Below are 21,590 nucleotides of genomic sequence, written 5' to 3' on the forward strand. Positions count from 1 at the left end.
TCCATGGCCGCCCAGCTCGCCCACACCCTCGGGCAGCGGGACCAGATCCGCGAGCAGCTCCCGGAGGTTCTCCGGGAGCTTTTTGATCTCTCGTACGCGGTCCAGGACGTCAAGATCCAGGCGGAGGGCCTGGACAAGAAGCGGGAGGCCGACCAGCGCCTCGAAGCCGAGACGGCCCGGCTCCGCGCCAGCCGGGGAGCCGCCGAGCACCTCGCCGCCGAGGAAGAGGCCGCCCTGCGTTCCGCCGGCGAGATCGACGCCGGCAACTTCGGCGACGTCCTCACCTCCCTCGACCTGGAAGACCTGCCCGAGGTCGATCCGCTGATCGAAGGCTTCCTGAACAAGGAGTCCGTGGTCCGGCTGTACGGGCCGCCGAAGTCGTACAAGTCGTTCGTCATGCTCGACATGGCGGGCTGCGTGGGGGCCGGAATCCCCTGGATGGGAAAGCGGGTCACGTCCGGGAAAGTGCTCTACATCGTGGCTGAGGGAATCCGGGGAATCAGGCGCCGGGTGAGGGCCTGGGAAAAGCAGAACAACCGCTCGATGACCGGCGTCGATTTCTATCCGAAAGCCGTCCAGCTAGGCAAGAGGAATGAAGTCCGGGCGCTTATCGCATTCGCCCGGAAAAATGGCTACGACCTGATCATCTTCGACACTCAGGCGCGCTGCACCGTCGGCATCGAAGAGAACTCCAACACCGACATGGGGCTCGTCGTCGCTGCCCTCGACGTCCTCAAGGAAGTCACCGGTGCCTGCATCGCGCTCGTCCACCACAGCGGGGCCGACGGGGCCAGGGCGCGCGGAGCCACCGCCATCCTCGGAGCCCTCGACGCCGAGTTCAAGGTCGAGCCCGACAAGGACACCATGAGCGTCCGGCTGGAGACCGTCGCCCAGAAAGACCTCGGGGAGCACCCCGTCGTCGAGATGGACCTCGTCACCCCCGGCCCCGGTCTCGCCCTCGCCGTCAAGCCACGGCCGAAGTGGTACCAGCAGCGGGCCGAGGATCTGCCGCCGCTGCCGACGCTGGAGCACACCGTCCTCAACGTCGTCGTCGCCTTCGCTGCCGCCGGCGCCACCGAGCAGATGATCAACTCCAGGACCTCCGGCAGCACCGACAAGGCATCCGTCCGCGAAGCCCTCGGCCAGCTCCTGGTGAAGGGGTGCGTCGCCCGGCAGGGATCGACCTGGAAGGCGACCTCGCTCGGCCAGCGGCGAATCGGCGGCTTGACGGACGACGGCTAGGGCTGTACTCGCACGCGCTCGCGGCGCATGCGGGTGTCCGCATCCGGGTGTCCGCATGCGGCGGATGCGCACGCCGTTGCTCCGCAACAGGGAGTCGCTGACGCTCCCCCCTAGTTGATCAAGAAAGGCAGTCATGTCACTGACCCCCGAGGACCGCGCCATGAAGGCGCGGGAGGCCCGGCGGCTCCACCGCCAGATCGAACACCGGGAGCAAAAGATGAAGGACGCCCAGCAGGAGCTGGACGCCTTCAAGGCCCGCTACGAAGCGATCGTCGCGGAGCTCATGGGCGACGAACCCGACAGCACGGAGGACGAATCATGAACACCAACGCCTGGATGGCCCTCGCCGACGCTGTCGACGTCGGCGACCACGTCACCGTCATCCTCAAGAGCGGTGACCACCTCAATGGCCGGGTGAAGATGCTCGCCCCCACCGCCGGATTCGTTCTCCTGGACGACTGGACGATCGACAGCAGGGCCGTCATCGCCTGGAAGCTGAGCAGCGCATGATGATCACGAAGTGCATACCCTGCGGCACCACCTGGTCGGGCAAGAGGCCACAGCACTGCCCGGCCTGCCACCTCACCTTCGGGGGCACAACAGCCGGAGACCGTCACCGCGTCGGGCCCTTCGGCCCGGAACGCCGCTGTCTCACCGAGGCGGAGTGCGAAGAAGCCGGTCTGGTGCCCCGCCTGGACTCGGAGACCGGGACCACCATCTGGGGCGGTAAATCGCCAGTGAGTACAGCTTGGGGCCGGGATGACTGACCACCTCATCGACACCCCGATACGCCTCGCCACCTGCAACCGGTGCGGGGCGTACGTCTACCTCGCCCACTCCTCCGGCATCCGAGCCGCCGCAGACGTAGCCGTCGCCGGCCGCGACGCCTACATCAACGCCGTCCTCGCCGGCCGACGCCTCTTCGACCTCGCCGAGACCACCGGCCGGCCCCAGAAACTCCTCAACCGGTCCCACGTCTCCCCCGCCCCGACCTTCGACACTAACGGCGCTCAGGAGACGGCACAAGGCCGGCGGAAAGTGCTCGTCGAGCACGGCTGCGGCGCCCACGCCATGGACGCCACCCGGTTCACCGAGGTCGAACAGGTCCCTCCCCCAGCCCCTGCGACGCCTGGCAATCCCAGGGGTGGAACCCCCCACGGGACTGCCCCCGTCGCCGGGGCGACACCGTCACGTCCTGCCGGGCCTGCGAACCGCCCCCGTTCTGACCTCGGCGCCGAGGCGCAGGCAGCCTGGGAGGCCATCAACGGCTCCGTCCCCCGGGCCACGCTCCTGAAGCCTCCACGGTCGTTCGGTGACGCCGCGACGGGGCACCGGAGGACCGCCCGGCCCGGCCGGCTCACGGAGCGGCCCCCGCGCTGCGACATCTGCAACGCCTACATCGGCAGCGACGAGCTGTACGTCGGCATCCAGCAGGGGGCCGCCTGGGTCTGGGCGGTCCACGACGGGGACTGCCCGTGAGATACCGAGTCGTCTTCAAGTCCCACCGGAACGGGTCGAGGGAGTACTCGGCCGAGACCGGAGACAGGGGAACAGCCCATTTCGTGAAAGCGGCCCTCGACAATGCAAACTGGCACGTGCTGCGGATAGAGGAATGCCCGAAGGGCGATGCCCGGATAACTGAAGAGCGGGAACGGTATGACTGACGGGGAGAGCCCGAGGATATACCTCCAGGTGGCGCCCGCCGATAACGGCATGGTGAGCCTGTCAATCCACTACGAACACAACCAGGCAAAAATAGCCGGAGTCCTTGTCACCGGCACCCACGCCCGGGCCACCGCGGAGCGGCTGACCATGGCGTCTTTCAAGAGCGAGAAGGCGCTTCTGGAGAAGATCCAGGAACAAATGAATAACGAGGGTGATAGCGAGTGACCGAGGCCCTGCTGGAGCGACTCAGGGAGAATTGCGCAACCCTCGGGGACGGATACAGGGAGCGCGTCGAGTACAAGCTCCCCGTCAAGTACCACGACAAGGACACCTGCACCGGCGGCGCGGAATGCGCCTGCCCCGTCCGGGAGGAGAACCGCACCCGCCTGGTGCGCAGGTCCGGCCTCCTCGAACAGCTCCGCGAGTTCCAGAAGAACCGCGACACCGACCGCAACCCCAAGGCCGCGCGCGGAGCCCCCCGCATCAAGACCGCCGGCAGGCCGCCGGGCGACGTCACCGGGTTCCTCGCCCTGGACGAGATCACCTGCGACGCCTACATGTCCCTCGACCTCATCTTCATCGAGGCCGGCCGCGACCGGACCTGGCTGTCCGCCCCCCTCAAGGGCGTCTTCCAGGGCCTCCCCTACCAGGTCGCCCAGTTCATCGACGCCCGCCCCGACCTCGCCCACGACACCCTCAAGCTCACCGACAAGTGGGTACGGCAGGCGAAGAGCGCGCTGCGGGTGAACGCGTCGGACGCCATGTTCGGCGACACCGTCTGCGGAAACTGCGGCGGGGGCCTGTCGATCACGTGGGACAACTCCAGCGACGTGCGCTGCGTCGGCACGCCCGAGACGCCGCCCTGCGGCGAGACCTACCCCATGTCGGAGTGGGTCGCGCTGTACGAGAAGGGGAAGCGCGATGTGTAGCGTCTGCCGGATGCAGCGCACGCACGCCGTGTGCGTCGGCTGCCGGTACGCGGTGAAGCGCTGGAAGGACGCACTCGGACGCTGCCCCACGTGCAGGGCCGAGCTGGTCGACATGGGGGTGAAGTTCCGAACCCCGAGGAAGGCCGACGACCGGGCCTGGAGGCGGATAACGCCGCCAGGCGGGCCGGCACGAGAAGCCCGCACGCCGTCGGCATGACGTCGTTCATCTCGCGCACCAGGGCCTCGTCGACCAGGTCGTCGCGTACGAGGATCTCGAAGAACCAGGGGCCACGACCGCCGAAGTACATGCGCATCGGTTCCCCGTCGGTGAAGCGCTTGTCCACCCGCTCGAACCAGACCAGAAGTTCCGGGCGCTGCGTCATGTGGCCGGGGTCCAGCTCGAAGGGGCCGATCTCGGCGAACGCCTGACTGAAGATCGCCATCTGGCGGGCGAGGGCCGGATGGATGTGCCCGTATCTGAGAGCGAGGGCGATCACACCCTCGTCGATGTCGATTTTCACCTGGGCCAGGCGGTCATCGTGCATCACGTGCCGGACGGTCCAGAGGGTTCGGTACTTCATGATTCAACCCCCCTCAGGGGTAACTCAAAGAGTTTACAAAACTTGCGGGGAGGGGGCGAGCTGACCCCGAAGCTCCACGAACCCGGAAATTTTGCGCCCGTCAGAAAAACTTGCGGGGAGGGGGTCGCGAATCCCTGAAGTTTTTCAAGCCCGAATTTTTTGCACTTTTTCGGAGTGAGAATGCAGAACAAGCAGTCGCTACTCGATCTCGTCACCAGGGCAGAAGGAGGGCGGCTCCTCCCGGGGGAGGCACAGATCCTCCGGGACGCCATCGAACGGCTCGACGAGGTCTGCATGTGCCTGGACGCCCTCCAGGTCCCGCCGGCCGTACACGAGGGGTACGACGCATCCACCACCCAGACCTTCCGGGTCGTCGGCGAGGGCGAAGCCAGGTCGGGCTACCTCGGCATCCACTTCCCCGACGACGAGGACGGCAGGGACCACTGCTGGGATCCGGCGTGAACAGCGAAGAGCAGAAGCAGGCCCTCCACGAGAAGGCTCGCGAGCTCGGCGTGGACCGTTGGGAGGCCAACGACCAATCCGGGGTGGTCTACTACATCCGGACCTGCTGTCGCATAAAGATCGGCTTCACCACGAACCTGGTCCGCCGCATGCTGGAACTGTCTCCCGACGAGGTCCTGGCCACCGAAGCCGGCACCCGGGAGACGGAGTGGGCCCGCCACCGACAGTTCGAGTCAGCGAGGGTCCGGGGCGAGTGGTTCGAGCAGTCGCCGGCCCTGATGGCACACATCAGGGCGTTGAAGATCCGCCACCATTCCGCCGACACGGACAACCCCGGGGAGCGCTTCATCCCCACCGCCTCCGCCGTCGCCTGGACCGGCCGGTCCCGGCAGGTGCTGTACCGCTGGGCGAATGAGGGGCGGATCACTCGGTACGGCACGGCGGCACACGCGCTCTGGGATGTGTTCGAGCTGCCGGCCCGGCGGTCCACCGGCACCGCGCCGCCCCCGCCGGTCCAACGCTCCCCCGCGCGCGGTCCGAGGTCCGGAAAGAATCTTGATCCGGGGGATTGACAGAAGGTACGTTCCGGACATACCGTTCTAACTTGATGGTCGAGACCTGTATCCAAGATCATCACGAAGCTTGAGAAGCCCTCCGCGCGCGGTCCGGCTCCTGGTCCTGCCCCCTGGTCCGGCCGGCGCCTCCACCCGCGCGGTCCTGCGCCCCCCGGTCCGGCCGGTGGTCCCGAGGTCCCGCGCGCGGTCCGCCCCCTGGTCCGGCGCGCGGTCCGCATTTTCGGTCCGACTTCAAGATCATTCGATGATGCCGGCGGGACTGAAGATCATTCGATGAGGCCGGCCAGGCCGTAGGTAGCTGTGCAAAGGCACAAAAAAATGCCCCCGTCACCGTTTCCGGTGCGGGGGCATTCGTATGTCGGGGGCGTTGTCGGCGTCAGCCTCGCTCACCTCGTTCCAGGGCCCGCAGCTCGCGCCGTTGGGCAAGCGCGCGGCGAGCCTCTTGGATGAGGCCGACGCGTTCGGCCTCCGGGCGGAGTGTCCGCACCAGGTGCGCGCACTCCTCCTCCGTCAGATACAGGAACTGCGTCTCGATGGCCTTACCGGCCCGGATGATCAGACCGCGTCCGCGTGCTTGGGGAGCGGGGGGTGCGTACCCGAGAGACCACGCAAGGGAGTTCCAAGACTCCCTGGTGTGCCTGATCAGGATGCGGGTGCCGAACGCTTCGATCACCGGACGGGGTATCAGCTTGGTGTCGGGGTATTGCGCGAACGCCACCACGTGGACTTTCGCTGCGCGGCCAAGGTTCAGGATGTCCCGGAACGCGCGACGCGGCCGGTACACCCCTCGCGGGGGTAGTGATCGCTCGAACTCCTCAAGCTCGCTCATCATCGAATTGATCTCCTCGGCGACGAGAACGATGCGCGGGCCTACCGGCGCATCGCTGATCTTCCCGGGGTAGTTCTCGATCACGCGCATGCGGCGCCGCAGTTCCGCTGCGACGCTCACAATGACGTTGGCGATTTCGTCTACCTCTACCGCGTACGTGACGCCGGGGAGGTTCTTTGCCCACCGGTGGCTGATTCGCTTGACGTCCAGGAAGACGGCCGAGCCACCCTTGACGAGTGACTGTGTGGCGATGCTCGCGGCAACGACGGACTTACCGGCGCCGCTCTCCGCCGAGACGAACATGTGCGGCGAGTCGGCGACAAGATCGAAAGTCTCTGTTTCGCCCCTGCCGTTGACGCCGAGCATGTACTCATCGGGGCCGGTGTCCCAAATGACTCCGGCCGCATCCTGATAGGTGAGGATGCGGGGGAACTCTGAGGATGCCGTCACACTGGCCATGCCGGTGAACGGGCCCTCCTGCGGGTTGAACTGCATTGCTCTTCCTTCCGAGTTGACGTGATGCTGCGCCAACGCCCCGGACAATGCCGGGGCGCTCGCGTTAGTCACGTCGTTTCGTGTTCATACTGAAAGTGGAAGATGGCTCTTTCGGCCGCCTGCACGGCCGTCTCTTCCCCTTCGGAGTTCGCCACCAGGTGCAGAAGATCCGTGATCAGATCGGCGGCCTGCGTTTCGATCGGTTCGGTACGCTCGCCGGAGACCAGCTTTCCGTAAGCGTCCAGTGCTGCGTTTGCAGCCCGGGGGTTTCTCATGGGTCACCCGAATTCGTAGGTGAGACCGACCAGGGCCGGTACGTCAGACTCGATGATCTCCACGCTGTAGTACGCGTTCCCCTCCGTGCGGCCGGTGCCGGTGACAGGGAAGATGCATTCGTACCACCATTCCTCCCTGTCATCGTCGGGGGGCGCCGGAACATCGGCAGTCGGCGTGGTGATCACTTCCGTGCCGTTGTCGTACGCGTTGACTACGCGGACAGTGACAGTCGGCATGGGACACTCCTACGCCGTGAGTGCCAGGATGCGCCGCACGGTGTCGGCGTCCGACGTCTCGATGGTTCCGTTGACCGCACTGAGCATGTTTCGCTCTTGCCGGGACATGCCGCGAACGATGCCCTCATGCTGGGCGTGGGTGTTGAAAGCCTGCCAGGCTCCGAATGCGGTACCGGCCCAGGGGGCAACGCGTTCGTCGTGGCGCCACAGTCGCATTATGGCGTCCCGCTTTGTCGTCGCCATTGTCGCGGCCCGCTTTTCCTTGGCCGGGTCATCCGGCATGGGGACGATGTCGGCGACGATGCGTTCCCACGTGGCGTCGTCGACCTTGACGGCCGTCAGCCTGGCTACTTCGGCCTGGAAATCGTCGGAGATCTTGTGGACGATGCCGAGCGCGTCACGCACGGACTGAATCCGGGTGAGGCTCTTTGCGGAGTGTCGGACCTTGACCGTGGAGGACTTTTCGCCGAGTGCCGCCGTCATCGTGTTGTCGCAAACGACGTTGGTTACAACTTCTTTGTATGTGGTGGCAATTGAGCCGTCGAAGGAAGTGCATGCCATGAGGAACGGGCGGAACCTGACCCCCTCCCGTGTCTCCACGGTGTCGGGCATCTCCACGGACACCCATGCGACGGCGCCGCCCTTCAGCAGCCCGGCGGAACCGATCATGAGGGAGTCGTCAAGGATGGTGGCGACGTTGTCGAGCAGCCATTCCCCGTACTGGTGAGGCTGATACCCATCCTTGAAGATTCCGAGCACCGCGCCGGTGTCACTGCGGACAATGGCCTTACGGCCGGGGACGGCGAAGAGGCCGTTAAGCGCGCCCGGTTCACCGGGGCCGGAAGGGACGTAGAGGGTGCGCTCTTCCGCGACCCAGGAAAAGAGCCGCTTGTGAACGTCCTGGACGGGGATGGCGTCGGGGTACCAGTTGTCATCTCCGGCACGGTGGTGCCAAGCGTGACCCCGCTTGTTGGTGAACCCGATCAGGGTGTTGTTCGAAAGCCATTCCAGAGTTTCGCGTGACATGACGTCACCTTTCTTTGTGTGGGGGGTCCGTGATGCTGCGCCTATGCCCCAAATCGCCGTTGAGGCACACGCGTTAGTCACGAGTCGTCGTCGTGTGAAATTTCGAGTTCCATGCCGTCCTCACCCGCGTGCCGCTCGAATACCTTGCGGGCGGCCGCAATTGGATCACTGGGGACTGGTACTCTGGGCCATCCTTGCCGGGCCTCCCTAACCCATTCGGCGACGCTTCGTCCATCAAGGGGATGCGGGCCGCTGCCATACGGGGCGAACTTGTTGTGAATACGCTTTCGCTCAGCGATGTTCATGGCTGTACCTTTCGAGAGTCGGCCGATGCTTCACACCGGCGAGGGATTCCGTCCAGACCACCCATGTCACGGCCTGAACCTGACTGGGGAGCACTCCGAGAACGGCCGCCGCGTTGCGGTAGGCCAGGGACAGTGCCGCATACCGCCCCTTGGAGGAGAGTCCGCGATCTCGATTCCCTTGCGGTTTGCCGACAGCGACATCGTGCGCGTGTCTGTCTATGCAGACGGCCTCAGCGTCGTCGGGATCGAGAATGCATCGGTAGAAGTTCCCTGTCTTGATTCCCATGGGGAGCACTTCCGCCGGATCGACACCGGACATAATCTTGACGACCTTGCCGAGCGCGTCCCCGGTGTGACCGTGGACCCTGCCCGCGAAAGCGTCATGGGCAAGCCGGCGATTCATGTCCCATGCCTTGTTTGCCGACAACGCCGCGATGACCCCGGCCCCTGCGACGACGTTCCCGCCGCTCATCATGTCGGCAAGCTGATGTGCCGTCCGGTACCAGGAGAGGCCGCGCGCTTCCTGATCAGGGGTTGCCTGCCGGTAGACCTTGACGATGTTGCGGACGTAGCGGCGACGGGTGGAGTCGCTGGGGTTGGTGGGGATCATGGCGCACTTCCTGAATGGTTCTTTGGGGGGTTGAGCCATTTCGCCAACTCCCGTCACGGGTACGGGAGTCAGCGGCTAGGCTCAAAGCTCCAGCTCTTCAATGCGATCAATGGGGTTGGCGTCCGGATCGAACCCGAGCTCTTCGATCTTCCAAGAGAGATCGACGTCGGGGTCGTATGTCGTTTCGAGCCACACCCCCCTTTCCGCTTCCATGTCGATTTCGACTTGAGGGAGCGGAAGAGTCGGGGCCGTGAGTGCCAACTCATCCTGGCAATAGGGACAGTTGGCGTAGTCCGGGGCTTCCGCGTGATACGCGTCATGCCACCTGTCGAGCATGCATGACATTGCCGATCACTTCCCAGTGGATCCGTGGCCGTTGGCGTATTCACGCTGAGACGCCCACCTGTTGAGCCGGTTGCGTGCTGCCTTGACGGTTGCGCTCATGACGTCACCTCAGTACGGGAGTCGTCGACCACTCGGGGTACGAGTGTCAATCGGCTGTGGTTCATTGGGCTTACGGGTGGACTTGCGGATCTGAATCCGTCGCATGGTGATCACTTGGCCTCTACGAACACCTGGCCGTTGTAGTGGAGTACGTCACGGCCCTGACGGTCACCACTGGAGTCGGAATCCCAGAGACACGGGGCCCCGGGATTCCCCGAACCGTCCTCCCACTCACAAGCGGGAAGCGTGCCGCCGGACGGCGCGAACATCAGGGACAGCGCAACGATCACGACGATGCCGACGATGACGGCGTATACGGCTTTCAGCCAATGCGGGGTGTTGTGATTGTGTCGGCGAGACTGGGTCACATTGTGAGTGACGGCGCCGGAAATGACTCTCATGATTCAGACCTTCACGATTGAGCGGGATGGTTGTTGTAGCACGACGTTCTGTTTCAGGCGCGGGCTCTTCGGACTGATTACCGCCGGGTGATCGAATGCGCCCCGGTATCTTTCAAGCCCTGGTTACGGCTGTGTCTGCGTCGCGACTACCGGCAATCTTGACAACGCACGTACGAGACGCGCGCTATCAGCTATGTCGGTAGATCAACTATTGACTTAAGAAAGATCATGGAATCTAGGGGCGGAATCCGCGTATCGGGTGAATGACCTTCGCTCCCGCACTCCCTATTTCCTTGTACTTCTATAGTCGCACCACACCCCCCATATTGCAATATATATGGGGCAGGAAGACCATGATTCTTTGATATGAATATGCAAGGTCATATCGATATGTGACCTTGTCATTGGGGGTGACTATATGAAAGGTAGAGATGGCCGACAGTGGCGGCGACTAGTGGCATGGGCAAGGAAAGAGCTACCGCCCATATGCCATATATGCGGGCGCCTGATAGACGCGTCCCTGCCGTGGAATGACCGCATGGCCTGGACGCTAGATCACCGGGTACCCCTCACCGTCGCCCCCCACCTAGCGGAGGACCCCGGCAACCTTGCCCCAGCACACCGGACGTGCAACTCACGCAAGGGTGCTAAACCCAGCTACCAACACGAAAAGCCCCGTCAGTCTCGTGTCTGGTAGGCCCACGGGTAAGAGCCGGCCTTACTACTACCCGCTCTCGTAGATAGGCCCCTACTCGGAGCACTGAGGCAGCACCGCCTATCAGTCATCCGTACAGTGCGCCGCAGTAGCACCCAAATTGCACACAGCATGCATCCAGACTGCTGCACTACCATGCACCACATATGCACTACCAACCATGCATGCACTGCATGTACACCACAGTGCACAGCACTACACAGCACACATCACGCACCACATACACACCATGCATGCAATGCCTATTGTCAACTCGATACAGCGAACATCCTATATATCGATCATGCATGCATGGTGAGCTAGGTTGCACTGCACATAAGGCATGCACACTCGCAATCGCCTATCCCAATGCCTCATGCGTCGACCCTGCACATGTGGTTCATGGTGAGCTAGGCAGTGCCGATATCCCGTTGGCATCCATGCCTCTACTCGCCTGCCTCACTCTCACACAGAGAACGCAACTCTCACCTTGACTTTGAACGCAAGTTCACAGTGATCTAGGTAGCACTGTCATCACATTGATCATGCACACCTCTAGTTGCTACCCAACACCCCATGCCGACACGAGAGTGAACCAGGATTGCGGAGCCGCACTCCACCTCCAGGCCCCAACCCATGCGCGCATGAACCAGGCGCACAACATGCCGTCGGATGGCCCGCTATCGCTTTCGCTTTCCAATGCCATGAACCCGATTACGAATAAGCTATTAAGCTCATTCCGTAAATCGAAACATCGAACAAAGCAACCCATTACGAACACACGTCACCCTATCCCCCAGTGAATGGAATAGGCGGATATGGGACCCGAATGGGAATGGGTGATAGGTGCAGGTAGCCCCGACAGGGCACCAGTCGGCAAGGCCGAATATGGGACCCTATACAGGACAGTGCAAAGACATCCCACTTGAAGGGCAAACGCAATTCACAGTCATATGGGACCCATTCCGAGAAAATCGAAACAGGCTCATTCGGCAAACCAAAACCTCATTGCCCCTCGACGCCGGCACACACCCCACCTGACCTGCTAAAACACCGGGAACGCTAACGCGCCGTCAGCGGCGACGTCCCGAAAATGGCAAGGGACACAGCGACGCCCGCAGGATACGGGACCCTTTCACGCCCGACACATTGCTATAGCGAATGGCGACGCAATGGGGTAGGGGGGGTATATGCAACGGGAATTGAATTTAGCCGGTCGACCCCGCCTCTCGACCGCTTTCTCTCCCCGATGAGAAATTTCCGCAGGGATCTTGCATTTTCGCAGGTCAGAGGCTTGATAGGCGACGATATCGGCTCGACCTCTGCCGGGCCGGTCGACGAGGCGCAGCCAGCACCAATCATGGCCCTATTACCCCCGCGGGGTACCTCTCGTGATTTGCATTCGAGAAGTCAACGGATGCTTATGGGGCCCTCTCGCATCGCCCTGGTCGAATCGCGCACCGTCGATATGAATTGCAATTCCAGCCCTTTCCGCCGGGATTGCAATATGAATACGCAAGGGATATTCAATGGCTGTCTCGGACCATAAGAAAGACCCCGATGCCGTACTCGACTGGGTCTGGGACTGGAATGAGTACCTGGACGAGGGCGAGACCATCGTCACTTCGGAATTCATTGTCTCTGTCGGCATCACTGTCGATTCCGAGTCGAACACGACGAAGACAGCGACGGTGTGGCTTTCCGGTGGCACTGCCGGTCAGGTCTACCAGGTCACCAACCGCATTACTTCTTCGGCCGGTCGCACCGACGACCGCTCTATAACGATCCGCGTCACCGAGCGGTAGAAAGGACCCACGATGGCAGTTCGGCTCTCCGCTTCTCTCGCGAATAGCCTCGCGAACGCGGTTGACGACGCCGTGAACGCTGGTACCGGCGCAGGGACCATCAAGATCTACACGGGCTCGCAGCCCGCGACCGCCGACACGGCAGCGTCCGGAACGCTCCTGGCGACGTTCACACTGTCCGACCCGGCCTTCGGTGCTGCCGCCAGCGGCACCATCACGCTGAACGGTGTCCCGCTGACGGTGGCGGCGGCAGCGACGGGTACGGCCGGCTGGTTCCGCATGGAGTCCAACGGCGGTGCCACGGTCACCGTCCTGGACGGCTCGGTGGGCACGTCGGGGCAGCAGATCAACCTGAACACCACGAGCATCACCTCGGGCGTGAACGTCACGATCACCTCGGGCACGATCACGATGCCGACCTCGTAGGGCGGAAGGCCTACGCCGACCGTACGGCCCCTGGGGGCGACGGTGCCGTCAGGTTCCTTCCGCGCACAGCTTGCAGGCCTTGAGCTCCAGGTCGGTCTGTGCCTTCTCCTCCGGCACGGCTCCCCAGTCCGTCACGGTGTCGAGCTTCCCGGTGAGTCTCGGGCACGTGCCGTCCCAGTGGTAGGCCGTGCGGTGCTCGCCAACGCGGTACATGACTATTCGCATGGGCTGGGAGTCTAGAGGAGGTACCGGTGGCTATCTCCTTCGTCGGGGTCGCGTCCTGGGATTCCGCCTCGACCTCCGGCAGCTCCTTCACCTTGAACAAGCCGGCCGGCGTCGCGTCGGGCGACTTCCTGGTGGCCATCTTCGCGGCCGACACCTTCGACAGCGGCGGCGGCGACCGCACGGTGACCAACCCGTCGGGCTGGACGACCGTGGGGCACGTCTACGGCGGGGCCAACGGCTTCATCCACGTGATGACCCGCACGGCCGGCTCTTCCGAGCCGTCTTCCTGGAGCGGCTCTTTCACGGGAGGCTCAACCCCGGACCGGGCGTCCGTCGTCTGTGCGTATCGCGGGGTCGCCGGCCTGGCGGTCGACGGGGAGTCGAGCACCGGCTCGGCGACGACGCTGAACACGGCGTCGGTGTCGAACCCGTCGGCGACGAACTGGCGGGTGGTCGCGGCGGCGTATTCGTCGGCGTCGACCAGCTACGCCATCGCCTCGAACGAGGTGTCCCTGCGGGACCGGCAGCCGAACACCAACGTCGAGCCGGCGATCTGGGACTCGAACGGCACGATCGGTACGGGCTCGACGTCCCGGCAGGTCTCGCGTGGCGCGGCCTGGGAGTCGGCGATGGCCTGGATCGGCATCCTGGACAACCAGGAGGGCGCCGCGTCCTCCGGCACGCTCTCGGGCTCGCTCCCGCTGCCCACGATGACGGCGTCGGGCGCGCTGAGCTACAGCGGCATCCTGGCGGCTTCTCTGTTCCTGCCGACGATGACCGCCGCCGGCATCGCGTCTCCCCCGTCGGGCAGCCTCGATGTCCCGGTGGCCGTGACGGTGTCGTTGGCGGGCGCGTCGGCGGCTCAGGGCTCCCTGAACGTGATCGCGGTGCCGGTGGTGGACGTGGTCGGCGAGACGCGGTTCTTCGGGATTCGCACGATCACTCCGGAACGCGAGGACCGGACTGTGAAGCCGAGGCTCGGCGCCACGGATTGAAGGGGGAACGGTGGCTGTCTCCCATGTCAACACGCAGGTCGGGTCGAGCGCGAGCAGCACTTCGGTGGTGGTGACGAAGCCGACGGGTACGGCCTCCGGCGACCTCCTCACCGCGTTCGTCACCTCGAACTATCAGGCCGTGACCCCGCCGGCCGGCTGGACCGAGATCGGCGACTACGGCATCGAGACCTTCAGGGTGCACGTCTTCCGGAAGGTGGCCAGCGGCTCGGAGGGGTCGAGCTACACCTTCACGGTGCCCAGCTCGGCCACGCTGCTGTGCCAGGCGACCGCCTGGCGCGGGGTGGACAACACCACCCCGATCGACATCACGCCTGTGCTGTCCGCCTCCTTCAACAGTTCCGAGCCGATGGATACGGAGGCCGTGTCCGGCGGAACGCAGGGCCGGCTGGTCTACTTCCGGGCGGCGCGGCGTGCCAGCTCGGGTACGCCGATCACGTACACGGCTTCCGGTGTCACCGAGCTGTCGGATAGCGGGGTGGCGGCCTCCGGGAACGCCTTCGCCTACTCCGGCGGCCTGTACATGGCCACCAGCGACTACGCGAGCGGGGGCAGCAAGGCTGGCCTCGCGATCACCGCCTCGACGACGGAGACCCACAACGTCACCGTCACGATGGCCATCAAGGCCGGCGGCACCTCCGGCACCGTGGACGTCGACCTTCCGGCTATCTCCTCGGTGAGCATGTCGGGCTCGGTGGCGTACCCGGCGACGCTGGACGCGGATCTGCCGATGCCGACGATGGAGGGCGAGGCTTTCCACGGCTTCTACGAGGGACCGCTGTCGGTCGAGGTCCCGATCGCGGTCGACATAGCCGGGCGGACTCCCCCTCGCGGCCCGCTGGAGATCTCGCTGCCTCCGATCGTCGAGATCGTCGGCGAGACCCGTCGGTTCGCCGAGAACGTGGTGAACGTCGACCGTGGCGAGCGCTGGTTCGTCATGACGCAGGACGGCTGGTACCTCGGACGCCGCAACGTCCGGTTCGTGCCCCTGGTGGTCGAGCTGTCGCTGCCCGTGGTCCTCATCAGCGCCACGACGGCCCCGGAGGCGCCCTCCCCGGACGTCCTGGTGGAGGCCTTCGGTGCGTCGGTCACCACGACGTTCTCCGCCGGCGCCGCGAGCGCTTCGGGCGCCGCTAGCGCCATCGCGATGGAGAACGGCGCCCTGGGCGTGTCCGAGTCCATCGACGTCGGTGGTTCCGCCGAGGACGCGGTGATCGATTCGCTGAGCACGCTCTTCGTCAACGCCGAGCTGGCCGAGGTGCAGGTCGAGGTCCCGGACGTCACGAACGTCGACGCCTCTGCCGGCCTGGCGTCCGTCACGGTCGCCACGAACGCGGCCACGGTCACCACCGGTGGCGGCATCCAGCCGAACGCCGGGCATGCGGCGGTTTCGGTCGCCGCGAACGCCCCGACCGTCACGAAGGTGCCTGGTGTACGGCCGACAGCCGGCCACGCCTCGGTCGCCTGCCACAACTAAGGACCCGCATGAACTTCATCAAGAACCTCCTCAACAGGAAGGTTCCGATCCTCACGGCGGAGCAGCGCTGGGAGTGCCCGAACTGCACCCAGACCGACGTGACGTACGAGACCAAGCCCCACACGCGTTTCCACACGTGCCGGGGGCTGAAGGGGCTGACCGCCCCGTTCGTTCCCGCCGGGACTCGATGCAAGGTCGAGGCCGTCGAGCGCGAGGACTACGTAGGAAAGGAAGCCGTCACCCTCGACGGCGAACAGCGCCCGATCATGCGAGTCGAGACGACTCGCGACGACGGCAACGACGTGGCGGTGCTCGCACCGTGCGCGAACTCACGAAGCGGAGTGAACTGACATGGCATGGTCTGGAAGCGCCATGTTCGTCGAGTGGGCCAAGATGACCCAGGAGGCGAGCGGCACCGGGTACACGGGCCTCGACAGCGACACGGTCAAGGCCGCCCTCTACAACAACTCGATCACCCCGGACAAGGACGCCGCCGTCGGCTCCACCGGCTACAACACCGGCACCTGGGCGAACACCAACGCCCTCAACGACACCGATGGTTCGGACGACTGGCCGGTCGCCGGCATCGCGCTCTCCTCGAAGGCGGTCACCGACCAGGGATCCGGCGTCGTGATGTTCGACGCGGCCGACACCACGCACGCGAACACCGTGACCATCACGAACGCGTACGGCTGCCTCGTCTACGACGACAGCATCACGGCGGGCACGGTCGCCGACCAGGGCATCAGCTACCACTACTTCGGCGGTGCGCAGTCGGTGACCACCGGCACCTTCACCATCGTGTGGCACGCCAACGGCCTTTTCAGGATCACGGTCTGAGGAGTAGGGGGTCGAGGTGGCCATCTCGTACATCGCGGGCACCAAAGCCCCCACCTCCTACCCGGCCTCGTCGAACAACACGTCCACGTGCAACATCGCGAAGCCCACGGGGACCGCTTCCGGCGACGTGATGATCGCGTTCATCATCACCGCCAACGCGATCATCACCGCGCCTGCCGGCTGGACCCTGATCCACAACTATGTCCACCCGACGGTGTCGTTCGTGACGAACGCCTACTACCGGGTGGCGGGCGGTTCCGAGGGGACCAACTACACCTTCACGGACGACAACAGCAACGCTGCTCCGATGTGCGGCGCAATCGCCACCTTCCGGGGTGTGGACACCGCCAACCCGATCAACGACCAGGAGAATTCGTCCACCACCGGCACGGACACGGTCAGCACGCCGTCCATCACCACGACGGCGACGTGCCTCCTGCTGCACTTCCGCGCATCGCGCGAGCAGACCGGCGCCGACGTGTCCACCGAGCCGTCGTTCACGACGAGCCTGACCACGCGCCTCCAGTTCGGCAACCGGGGCGCGAGCACCGCCTACGGCGGGCGCCTGGTGACCGACGGCGTCGTCCAGGTGGCGCCGGGCACGTACAGCGGCACCTCCTTCAACGCCAACGACGTCATCACCGCCTCCGTCGAGCGCACGATCGCCCTCCGGGCCGCCGACGCCGACCTGAGCGCGTCACCGACGGCGGCGATCTCCAATCCGGTGACGGCGAACAAGCCGACCCCGCAGGTGAAGCCCAGGGCGCAGGTGATCGGGTAAGGGGGTGGGTCGGTGCCTACCGACGTCATCACCACCACGGGCGCCGGCACCTGGCAGGCGCCGGCCGGAGTCACCACGATCGCAGTCCGATGCTGGGGCGGTGGCGGTGCCGGCGGTTCGGCTACCGGCAACGTCAGTGCGGGCGGCGGCGGTGCCGGTGGGTGCTACGCCGAAACCCTCACCTTCTCGGTAACTCCGGGCAACACCTACAACCTCTACGTCGCCACCACCCGAGTGCCGACCACCACCAGCTCTGCGACGGCGAACAAGGGCGACACCACCTGGTTCTCCGTAAACGGCTCTGGCGGAGTTGTCGCGGTCGGCGGTAACGGTGGCGCCCTCGCTTCGGCTGGTACGGCAAACGGCGCAGGTGGCACGGGAAGCAGCACGGGCTGCTTCGGCACCACGGTGCGCGCCGGTGGATCTGGAACGGCAGGCTCGCACAACAACGGTCTCGCCGGTGGTCGAGGTGGCGCCGGCGGTGGCGGCGCGGGTACGACGGCGGTCGGTGGCAACGCCTCTGCCGGTACGGGCGGTACGGGCGCTTCCCTCGGTGGCGGTAACGGCGCCAACGGCCCCACCACGAGCGGCGGCGCCGCAGGTACGGCAGGCTCGAACTACGGCGGTGGCGGCTCCGGCGGCTACGCCCCCAACGCGACCGACCGTCTCGGCGGCACCGGCGCGCAGGGCAAGATCGAGATCACCTATACCGCCGCGTCCGGCACCTCGGCCAACGCGGGGACGGTCACCGGCACCGGCACCGGCTACGCCGCGACGGGCGGCGCGGGCCCGAAGCCCTCTTCTCCGACCGGTACCGCGACCTCGTACCAGTCGGTGGTCGCGATCAGGTCTTCGGCCGGCCCGACCACCGCGGTGGTCACAACCAGTGATGCCACGGTCACCGCCGTCCCCAGCGTGCGGCCTTCCGCCGGGCATGCCTCGGCCGCTGTCTCCGCCAGCGCAACGGGTCCTGCGCTGGCGGCCCTACCGGGCAGCGTGACGGCTTCGACCGTCACCGCTGCTCCCATCCCGGTGATCACCGTCGGCGCCGGCGTGGTGCCGGCGGCGGCAGCAGCGAACGCCGCCGCAGCCGACCTCGACGACTCCCTCGGCCTGGCGCAGCAGGCGCCGGTCACCGCGAGCGCCCACGCCGGTTCGGCCACGCTGGGCACCCTCTCCCCTTCCGCGAGCGCCACAGCGTCCGCGCACGACGCCACGGTCTCCGTCGCGGGCTCCACGAATGCTCCGGCCGGTCTCGCGACCGCGTCGGCGGCTTCGGGGAACCCGGCAGGGTCCGTGCAGGCCCTCGCGGGCAACCCGACGGCCGCCGGGTCTGCGTACGCGGCCTCGGTAGCGTCGGTGGGCTCCACCAGCGCTCCGGCAGGGGCCGCAGGGGCTGCGGCCTCTGCTCTCGCCGCCTCGCCGGCGGTCTCCTCGACCTCCGGCGAGTGCTCGGCGGCGGCGACGGCGTACGGCACCACGACCACCGGCACCGTCCTGGCGACCGCCGGGCATGCCGCTGCCTCGGTGGCTTCGACCGCTCCCGTGGCTGACCCGGCGAGCTGTCCCTCCTCGACCGCTGCCGCGACCGTAGCCGAGGCGCCGGCCGTCGGCCTTCAGGTCCTGGCGGGCACCCTTGCGGTCTCTGCCACGGCCGAGAACGCCACGGTCTCCTCGGCCGCCGAGAGGAATGCCCCAGCCGGCTTGGCCGCCGCTTCGGTGGCGGCCGGCGACGGCCTGGCGGTCGTCACGTCGCCTCGCGATTCGGTCTCCGCTTCGGTGGCCGCCCAGGATGCGTCGGTCTCGACAGCGCCGGTCACCGGAGCTCCGGCCGACTCCTCCGGCGCCCTGGTGTCGGCGAACCCTCCGCTGATCGTCATCAGGTCGAGTGCGGGGACGGTGCTCGCCGAAGCCGCGCCCCAGAACGCCCTCGCGGTGCTCCAGGCCGCCGCCGACGCGGTGGAGGTTTCTGCCCTTGCCTTCGGCGCCATGGTGCGCGTCGAGGCGGTGGCACGGTCGGCTCTCGCCTCCCTCCAGGGCTTCGGTGCGAGCCCGCAGGGCAACCGGGTGGACCTCGACGCCGGGCCGGTCATCGTCACGGCGACGGCGTACGGGCCGTCGGTGGCCAACGACTCTCCGACACCGAGACACAGGACGTACTTCGTGAACGAAGAACGCATTCTCCGGGTCTTCGTCGAACGGCGAACGCTCCGAATGGAAAAGGCCGAAGAACTGCTCATCATGCGCGAGACGCGCGTGCTGGCCGTGCAGGAAGACGAGCGCGTACTGGAGGTGCGGCTTTCGTGAGGACGTGGGAAAAGGACCCCCAGGCTGTACTCGACTGGATGTTCGACTGGTCCAACTGGCTCGCAGCCGGCGAGTCGATATCCGGCACCCCTGTGGTCACGGTCGACTCGGGCCTGACGAAGGACAGCCAGTCCAACACCACTACGAAGGTGACGTGTTGGCTCAGTGGCGGCACCCTTGGCGCCACCTACAAGGTCGCCTGCCGGATCACGACCAACCAGGGGCGGACCGACGAGCGAACGATCGCGATCCGCGTGACGGACCGGTAGCAAGTTCTAGGCCATGAACCTGGCCCATTCGTCACCAGTCTTCCAGCGCCTTTCCTCGGCATCCCAGCCGGGGCGCGTAACTACCTTCCGTACTTTCTCACTATAAATCTCTTCTCCCCACAACCTCCCTGGGCCGGTACCTCCAAACGGTGCCACCTCGTGGAAATATCCGGCAATGGGCAGTAGCCGAGGTTCCTCCCACGCCAGCCGACGCATGAGGCTCGTCATGAAACTCAACAAAGGCGCCGTTCTGTCATCCCGGATCATATGCGTCATGGCATAGGAGTCAGGCATCGACATGGCCTTCTTGATAATGCTCCAGTCACCTGAGCGCACCTGCCGGCTAACCCACGGCATTTTCACAGGATACCAGGTGGCGAGGTCAGCAACGCACACCATGTCCAGCATCTCCCTTGGGTGACTCAGCTCCTGAATCCCCTTATGCAGGGCATTATCTACGTTGCGAATCGGGTCGGAGTTTTCCCCTTTCCACTCGTGAGAGTGGGCTAGAACACCATAGATCGGCGTGCCAAACAGTTCCCTATAAGGAGTCCCCCGCCTCGGTGCCGTGATCTTTCGCACGATGGCGGCAGTGCGTGCAGCTTCAGCCAAATGCTTGGCCTTCAACGTGTTCTTGCACTCAAAGGCCGCTACCACTCCGTCAGCGAGATAGGTCTTCACCTCGTTGTCCACCAGGAATTTCGGGTAGAACGGCGAGAGGATCAACACGTCGATCTGGGGACTGATCTCAGGCGCGCCATTCGGATCCACCCCCCGGTGCCTGGCACTGAGAATTCTTCCCTTAGTTACGACGTGGTAGCCCTCCGGAAGCCATTGTTCCAGCACTATGCGAGCCCAGTTAGCCTCGCCTTCGTCCCCAGACGTGCCGTGGTCGTCATTTCGCTTGCGGATGCGCTGGTACTCGGAGGCCAAACGAGCTGCGGTCTGCTCGAAGAAGTCTTCTAGGTCGTGAGTGCTCACGAGCCCCCCTGGCGTCTGCTGGACTCTTGGGAGCCCCAGGCATGGCTCCAGCCGCCCCCATGAAAAAGGCGGCCCGGCGGTACTGCCCCCGGGGGATACCCACGGGCGCCGGGCCTCACCCACGCACGCCATATCGGCGCGGGCTGGGGTTGATCATACTCAGAACCTACTGTGCTGGCCACACGGTGAGCCTGACTCCGAAGTACTCACTTCCCGCCTCCGTGATCTCCATCAGGCCCACTGTTCCCGTCTCGGAGATCACGCAGATCTTGTCACCCTTGAGAAGCTCGTACTGGTTGAGCTTTGACGTGTATCGGGTCGCATTCTTGCATTCCGCCAGAGAATCCGACTCGTCCTCGATCAGCCTGGCACCCCTACCTGTCATCACGCTGTTATAGAAGTCGTCCCACCAGACTTCCAGCCCTTGCCCTTTTGGGTCCAGCTCACGTGGTCGCACAGGGTTGTCGTCCAGGTTGAAGCCGTAGTCCTCTACGAGATCGAACTGCGTCGAGCGGGCCGCCGGCGGCTTGGCGGCTTTCGAAGGCGTAGCTGGCAAGGACGAAGATTCCGACGCCGGAGCAGCACTCTCCGACGGACTGAGGGTCGTCGCCCCCTCTGGGGTCTGTGTGGGCGATTCCCCAGCCGGAGGGGCGACCTGGGTGGGCCCTGCTCCTCGCGACGGCGACGAAAGCCCGT

Annotated in this window: 31 protein-coding genes; 19 read left to right on the plus strand and 12 right to left on the minus strand. The window is 65.3% G+C overall.

The window, feature by feature from the left end:
- Positions 1–3: 3 nt before the first annotated feature.
- From IE245_RS25100 to IE245_RS25125, 7 genes are all read left to right on the plus strand, one after another.
- Positions 4–1,242, plus strand: a complete 1,239-nt coding sequence (locus IE245_RS25100) for an AAA family ATPase (RefSeq protein ID WP_189951389.1) — start codon at positions 4–6, stop codon at positions 1,240–1,242.
- Between the two features lie 133 nt (positions 1,243–1,375).
- Positions 1,376–1,564, plus strand: coding sequence for a hypothetical protein (locus IE245_RS25105; RefSeq protein WP_189951391.1), 189 nt, complete (start codon positions 1,376–1,378; stop codon positions 1,562–1,564).
- Positions 1,561–1,752: a hypothetical protein gene (locus IE245_RS25110; RefSeq protein WP_189951393.1), complete on the plus strand. Its 192-nt coding sequence runs from the start codon at positions 1,561–1,563 to the stop codon at positions 1,750–1,752. The genes IE245_RS25105 and IE245_RS25110 overlap by 4 nt, the downstream gene beginning before the upstream one ends.
- Positions 1,752–2,009: an FDXHR family putative zinc-binding protein gene (locus IE245_RS38250; RefSeq protein WP_444545743.1), complete on the plus strand. Its 258-nt coding sequence runs from the start codon at positions 1,752–1,754 to the stop codon at positions 2,007–2,009. The genes IE245_RS25110 and IE245_RS38250 overlap by 1 nt, the downstream gene beginning before the upstream one ends.
- Positions 2,002–2,721, plus strand: coding sequence for a hypothetical protein (locus IE245_RS25115; RefSeq protein ID WP_189951395.1), 720 nt, complete (start codon positions 2,002–2,004; stop codon positions 2,719–2,721). The genes IE245_RS38250 and IE245_RS25115 overlap by 8 nt, the downstream gene beginning before the upstream one ends.
- A gap of 213 nt (positions 2,722–2,934) precedes the next feature.
- Positions 2,935–3,132, plus strand: a complete 198-nt coding sequence (locus IE245_RS25120) for a hypothetical protein (protein WP_189951397.1) — start codon at positions 2,935–2,937, stop codon at positions 3,130–3,132.
- Entirely contained in the window at positions 3,129–3,836 is a 708-nt protein-coding gene (locus IE245_RS25125; RefSeq protein ID WP_189951399.1) for a hypothetical protein, read from the plus strand. The genes IE245_RS25120 and IE245_RS25125 overlap by 4 nt, the downstream gene beginning before the upstream one ends.
- On the opposite strand, the gene IE245_RS25130 is transcribed toward IE245_RS25125, so the two are convergent.
- Positions 3,782–4,417 (minus strand): hypothetical protein, encoded by a 636-nt coding sequence (locus IE245_RS25130; protein ID WP_189951401.1) that lies wholly within the window; start codon positions 4,415–4,417, stop codon positions 3,782–3,784. The genes IE245_RS25125 and IE245_RS25130 overlap by 55 nt on opposite strands.
- 180 nt (positions 4,418–4,597) lie before the next feature.
- Here IE245_RS25130 and IE245_RS25135 point away from each other — a divergent pair, with 180 nt between their 5' ends.
- Together IE245_RS25135 and IE245_RS25140 are read left to right on the plus strand one after the other, a co-directional pair.
- Positions 4,598–4,879: a hypothetical protein gene (locus IE245_RS25135; RefSeq protein WP_189951403.1), complete on the plus strand. Its 282-nt coding sequence runs from the start codon at positions 4,598–4,600 to the stop codon at positions 4,877–4,879.
- Positions 4,876–5,451, plus strand: coding sequence for a GIY-YIG nuclease family protein (locus IE245_RS25140; protein WP_189951405.1), 576 nt, complete (start codon positions 4,876–4,878; stop codon positions 5,449–5,451). The genes IE245_RS25135 and IE245_RS25140 overlap by 4 nt, the downstream gene beginning before the upstream one ends.
- Positions 5,452–5,830: 379 nt before the next feature.
- On the opposite strand, the gene IE245_RS25145 is transcribed toward IE245_RS25140, so the two are convergent.
- The 8 genes from IE245_RS25145 to IE245_RS25180 all read right to left on the minus strand — a co-directional run bounded on the left by IE245_RS25145 (position 5,831) and on the right by IE245_RS25180 (position 10,076).
- A complete protein-coding gene (locus tag IE245_RS25145) occupies positions 5,831–6,778 on the minus strand; it encodes a hypothetical protein (protein WP_189951407.1) in 948 nt (315 codons plus the stop codon).
- Between the two features lie 68 nt (positions 6,779–6,846).
- Positions 6,847–7,053, minus strand: coding sequence for a hypothetical protein (locus tag IE245_RS25150; protein ID WP_189951409.1), 207 nt, complete (start codon positions 7,051–7,053; stop codon positions 6,847–6,849).
- 3 nt (positions 7,054–7,056) lie between these two features.
- On the minus strand, positions 7,057–7,290 hold the full coding sequence (locus IE245_RS25155; protein ID WP_189951411.1) for a hypothetical protein: 234 nt from the start codon (positions 7,288–7,290) through the stop codon (positions 7,057–7,059).
- 9 nt (positions 7,291–7,299) lie between these two features.
- Positions 7,300–8,316, minus strand: a complete 1,017-nt coding sequence (locus IE245_RS25160; RefSeq protein ID WP_189951414.1) for a DUF932 domain-containing protein — start codon at positions 8,314–8,316, stop codon at positions 7,300–7,302.
- 77 nt (positions 8,317–8,393) lie between these two features.
- A complete protein-coding gene (locus tag IE245_RS25165) occupies positions 8,394–8,621 on the minus strand; it encodes a hypothetical protein (RefSeq protein WP_189951416.1) in 228 nt (75 codons plus the stop codon).
- The gene (locus IE245_RS25170; RefSeq protein ID WP_189951418.1) at positions 8,608–9,231 is read right to left on the minus strand and encodes a DUF7178 family protein; all 624 of its coding nucleotides are present in this window, start codon (positions 9,229–9,231) and stop codon (positions 8,608–8,610) included. The genes IE245_RS25165 and IE245_RS25170 overlap by 14 nt, the downstream gene beginning before the upstream one ends.
- Positions 9,232–9,312: 81 nt before the next feature.
- Entirely contained in the window at positions 9,313–9,567 is a 255-nt protein-coding gene (locus IE245_RS25175; protein ID WP_189951420.1) for a hypothetical protein, read from the minus strand.
- Positions 9,568–9,785: 218 nt separating this feature from the next.
- Positions 9,786–10,076 (minus strand): hypothetical protein, encoded by a 291-nt coding sequence (locus IE245_RS25180; RefSeq protein ID WP_189951422.1) that lies wholly within the window; start codon positions 10,074–10,076, stop codon positions 9,786–9,788.
- A gap of 418 nt (positions 10,077–10,494) precedes the next feature.
- On the opposite strand from IE245_RS25180, the gene IE245_RS37780 reads away from it, so the two are divergent.
- From IE245_RS37780 to IE245_RS25195, 3 genes are all read left to right on the plus strand, one after another.
- Positions 10,495–10,773, plus strand: a complete 279-nt coding sequence (locus tag IE245_RS37780; RefSeq protein WP_189951424.1) for an HNH endonuclease — start codon at positions 10,495–10,497, stop codon at positions 10,771–10,773.
- A 1,526-nt stretch (positions 10,774–12,299) separates the two neighbouring features.
- A complete protein-coding gene (locus IE245_RS25190) occupies positions 12,300–12,575 on the plus strand; it encodes a phage fiber-tail adaptor protein (RefSeq protein WP_189951425.1) in 276 nt (91 codons plus the stop codon).
- Positions 12,576–12,587: 12 nt separating this feature from the next.
- Positions 12,588–13,001 carry a hypothetical protein gene (locus IE245_RS25195; RefSeq protein WP_189951427.1) on the plus strand — a complete coding sequence of 138 codons (414 nt, stop codon included), beginning with the start codon at positions 12,588–12,590 and terminating at the stop codon, positions 12,999–13,001.
- A gap of 48 nt (positions 13,002–13,049) precedes the next feature.
- Here the strand turns inward: IE245_RS25195 and IE245_RS25200 are convergent, their stop codons facing one another.
- The gene (locus tag IE245_RS25200) at positions 13,050–13,226 is read right to left on the minus strand and encodes a hypothetical protein (RefSeq protein WP_189951429.1); all 177 of its coding nucleotides are present in this window, start codon (positions 13,224–13,226) and stop codon (positions 13,050–13,052) included.
- 92 nt (positions 13,227–13,318) lie between these two features.
- Here IE245_RS25200 and IE245_RS25205 point away from each other — a divergent pair, with 92 nt between their 5' ends.
- From IE245_RS25205 to IE245_RS25235, 7 genes are read left to right on the plus strand one after another with little or no spacing between them, the layout of a single operon-like run.
- Positions 13,319–14,221, plus strand: coding sequence for a hypothetical protein (locus IE245_RS25205; protein ID WP_189951431.1), 903 nt, complete (start codon positions 13,319–13,321; stop codon positions 14,219–14,221).
- Positions 14,222–14,231: 10 nt separating this feature from the next.
- On the plus strand, positions 14,232–15,716 hold the full coding sequence (locus tag IE245_RS25210; RefSeq protein ID WP_189951432.1) for a hypothetical protein: 1,485 nt from the start codon (positions 14,232–14,234) through the stop codon (positions 15,714–15,716).
- 8 nt (positions 15,717–15,724) lie between these two features.
- Positions 15,725–16,066, plus strand: coding sequence for a hypothetical protein (locus tag IE245_RS25215; protein ID WP_189951434.1), 342 nt, complete (start codon positions 15,725–15,727; stop codon positions 16,064–16,066).
- Between the two features lies 1 nt (position 16,067).
- Positions 16,068–16,556, plus strand: coding sequence for a hypothetical protein (locus IE245_RS25220; protein WP_189951436.1), 489 nt, complete (start codon positions 16,068–16,070; stop codon positions 16,554–16,556).
- 16 nt (positions 16,557–16,572) lie between these two features.
- Entirely contained in the window at positions 16,573–17,337 is a 765-nt protein-coding gene (locus tag IE245_RS25225; RefSeq protein WP_189951438.1) for a hypothetical protein, read from the plus strand.
- A gap of 12 nt (positions 17,338–17,349) precedes the next feature.
- On the plus strand, positions 17,350–19,644 hold the full coding sequence (locus tag IE245_RS25230; protein WP_189951440.1) for a glycine-rich domain-containing protein: 2,295 nt from the start codon (positions 17,350–17,352) through the stop codon (positions 19,642–19,644).
- On the plus strand, positions 19,641–19,913 hold the full coding sequence (locus tag IE245_RS25235; protein ID WP_189951442.1) for a phage fiber-tail adaptor protein: 273 nt from the start codon (positions 19,641–19,643) through the stop codon (positions 19,911–19,913). The genes IE245_RS25230 and IE245_RS25235 overlap by 4 nt, the downstream gene beginning before the upstream one ends.
- Before the next feature lie 6 nt (positions 19,914–19,919).
- On the opposite strand, the gene IE245_RS25240 is transcribed toward IE245_RS25235, so the two are convergent.
- Both IE245_RS25240 and IE245_RS25245 read right to left on the minus strand, forming a co-directional pair.
- Positions 19,920–20,894, minus strand: coding sequence for a DUF6602 domain-containing protein (locus IE245_RS25240; protein WP_189951444.1), 975 nt, complete (start codon positions 20,892–20,894; stop codon positions 19,920–19,922).
- Positions 20,895–21,060: 166 nt separating this feature from the next.
- Positions 21,061–21,450 (minus strand): hypothetical protein, encoded by a 390-nt coding sequence (locus IE245_RS25245; RefSeq protein WP_189951446.1) that lies wholly within the window; start codon positions 21,448–21,450, stop codon positions 21,061–21,063.
- Positions 21,451–21,590 lie beyond the last annotated feature (140 nt).

It is taken from the genome of Streptomyces roseolus (assembly GCF_014649855.1).
Classification (GTDB): Bacteria; Actinomycetota; Actinomycetes; order Streptomycetales; family Streptomycetaceae; genus Streptomyces; species Streptomyces roseolus.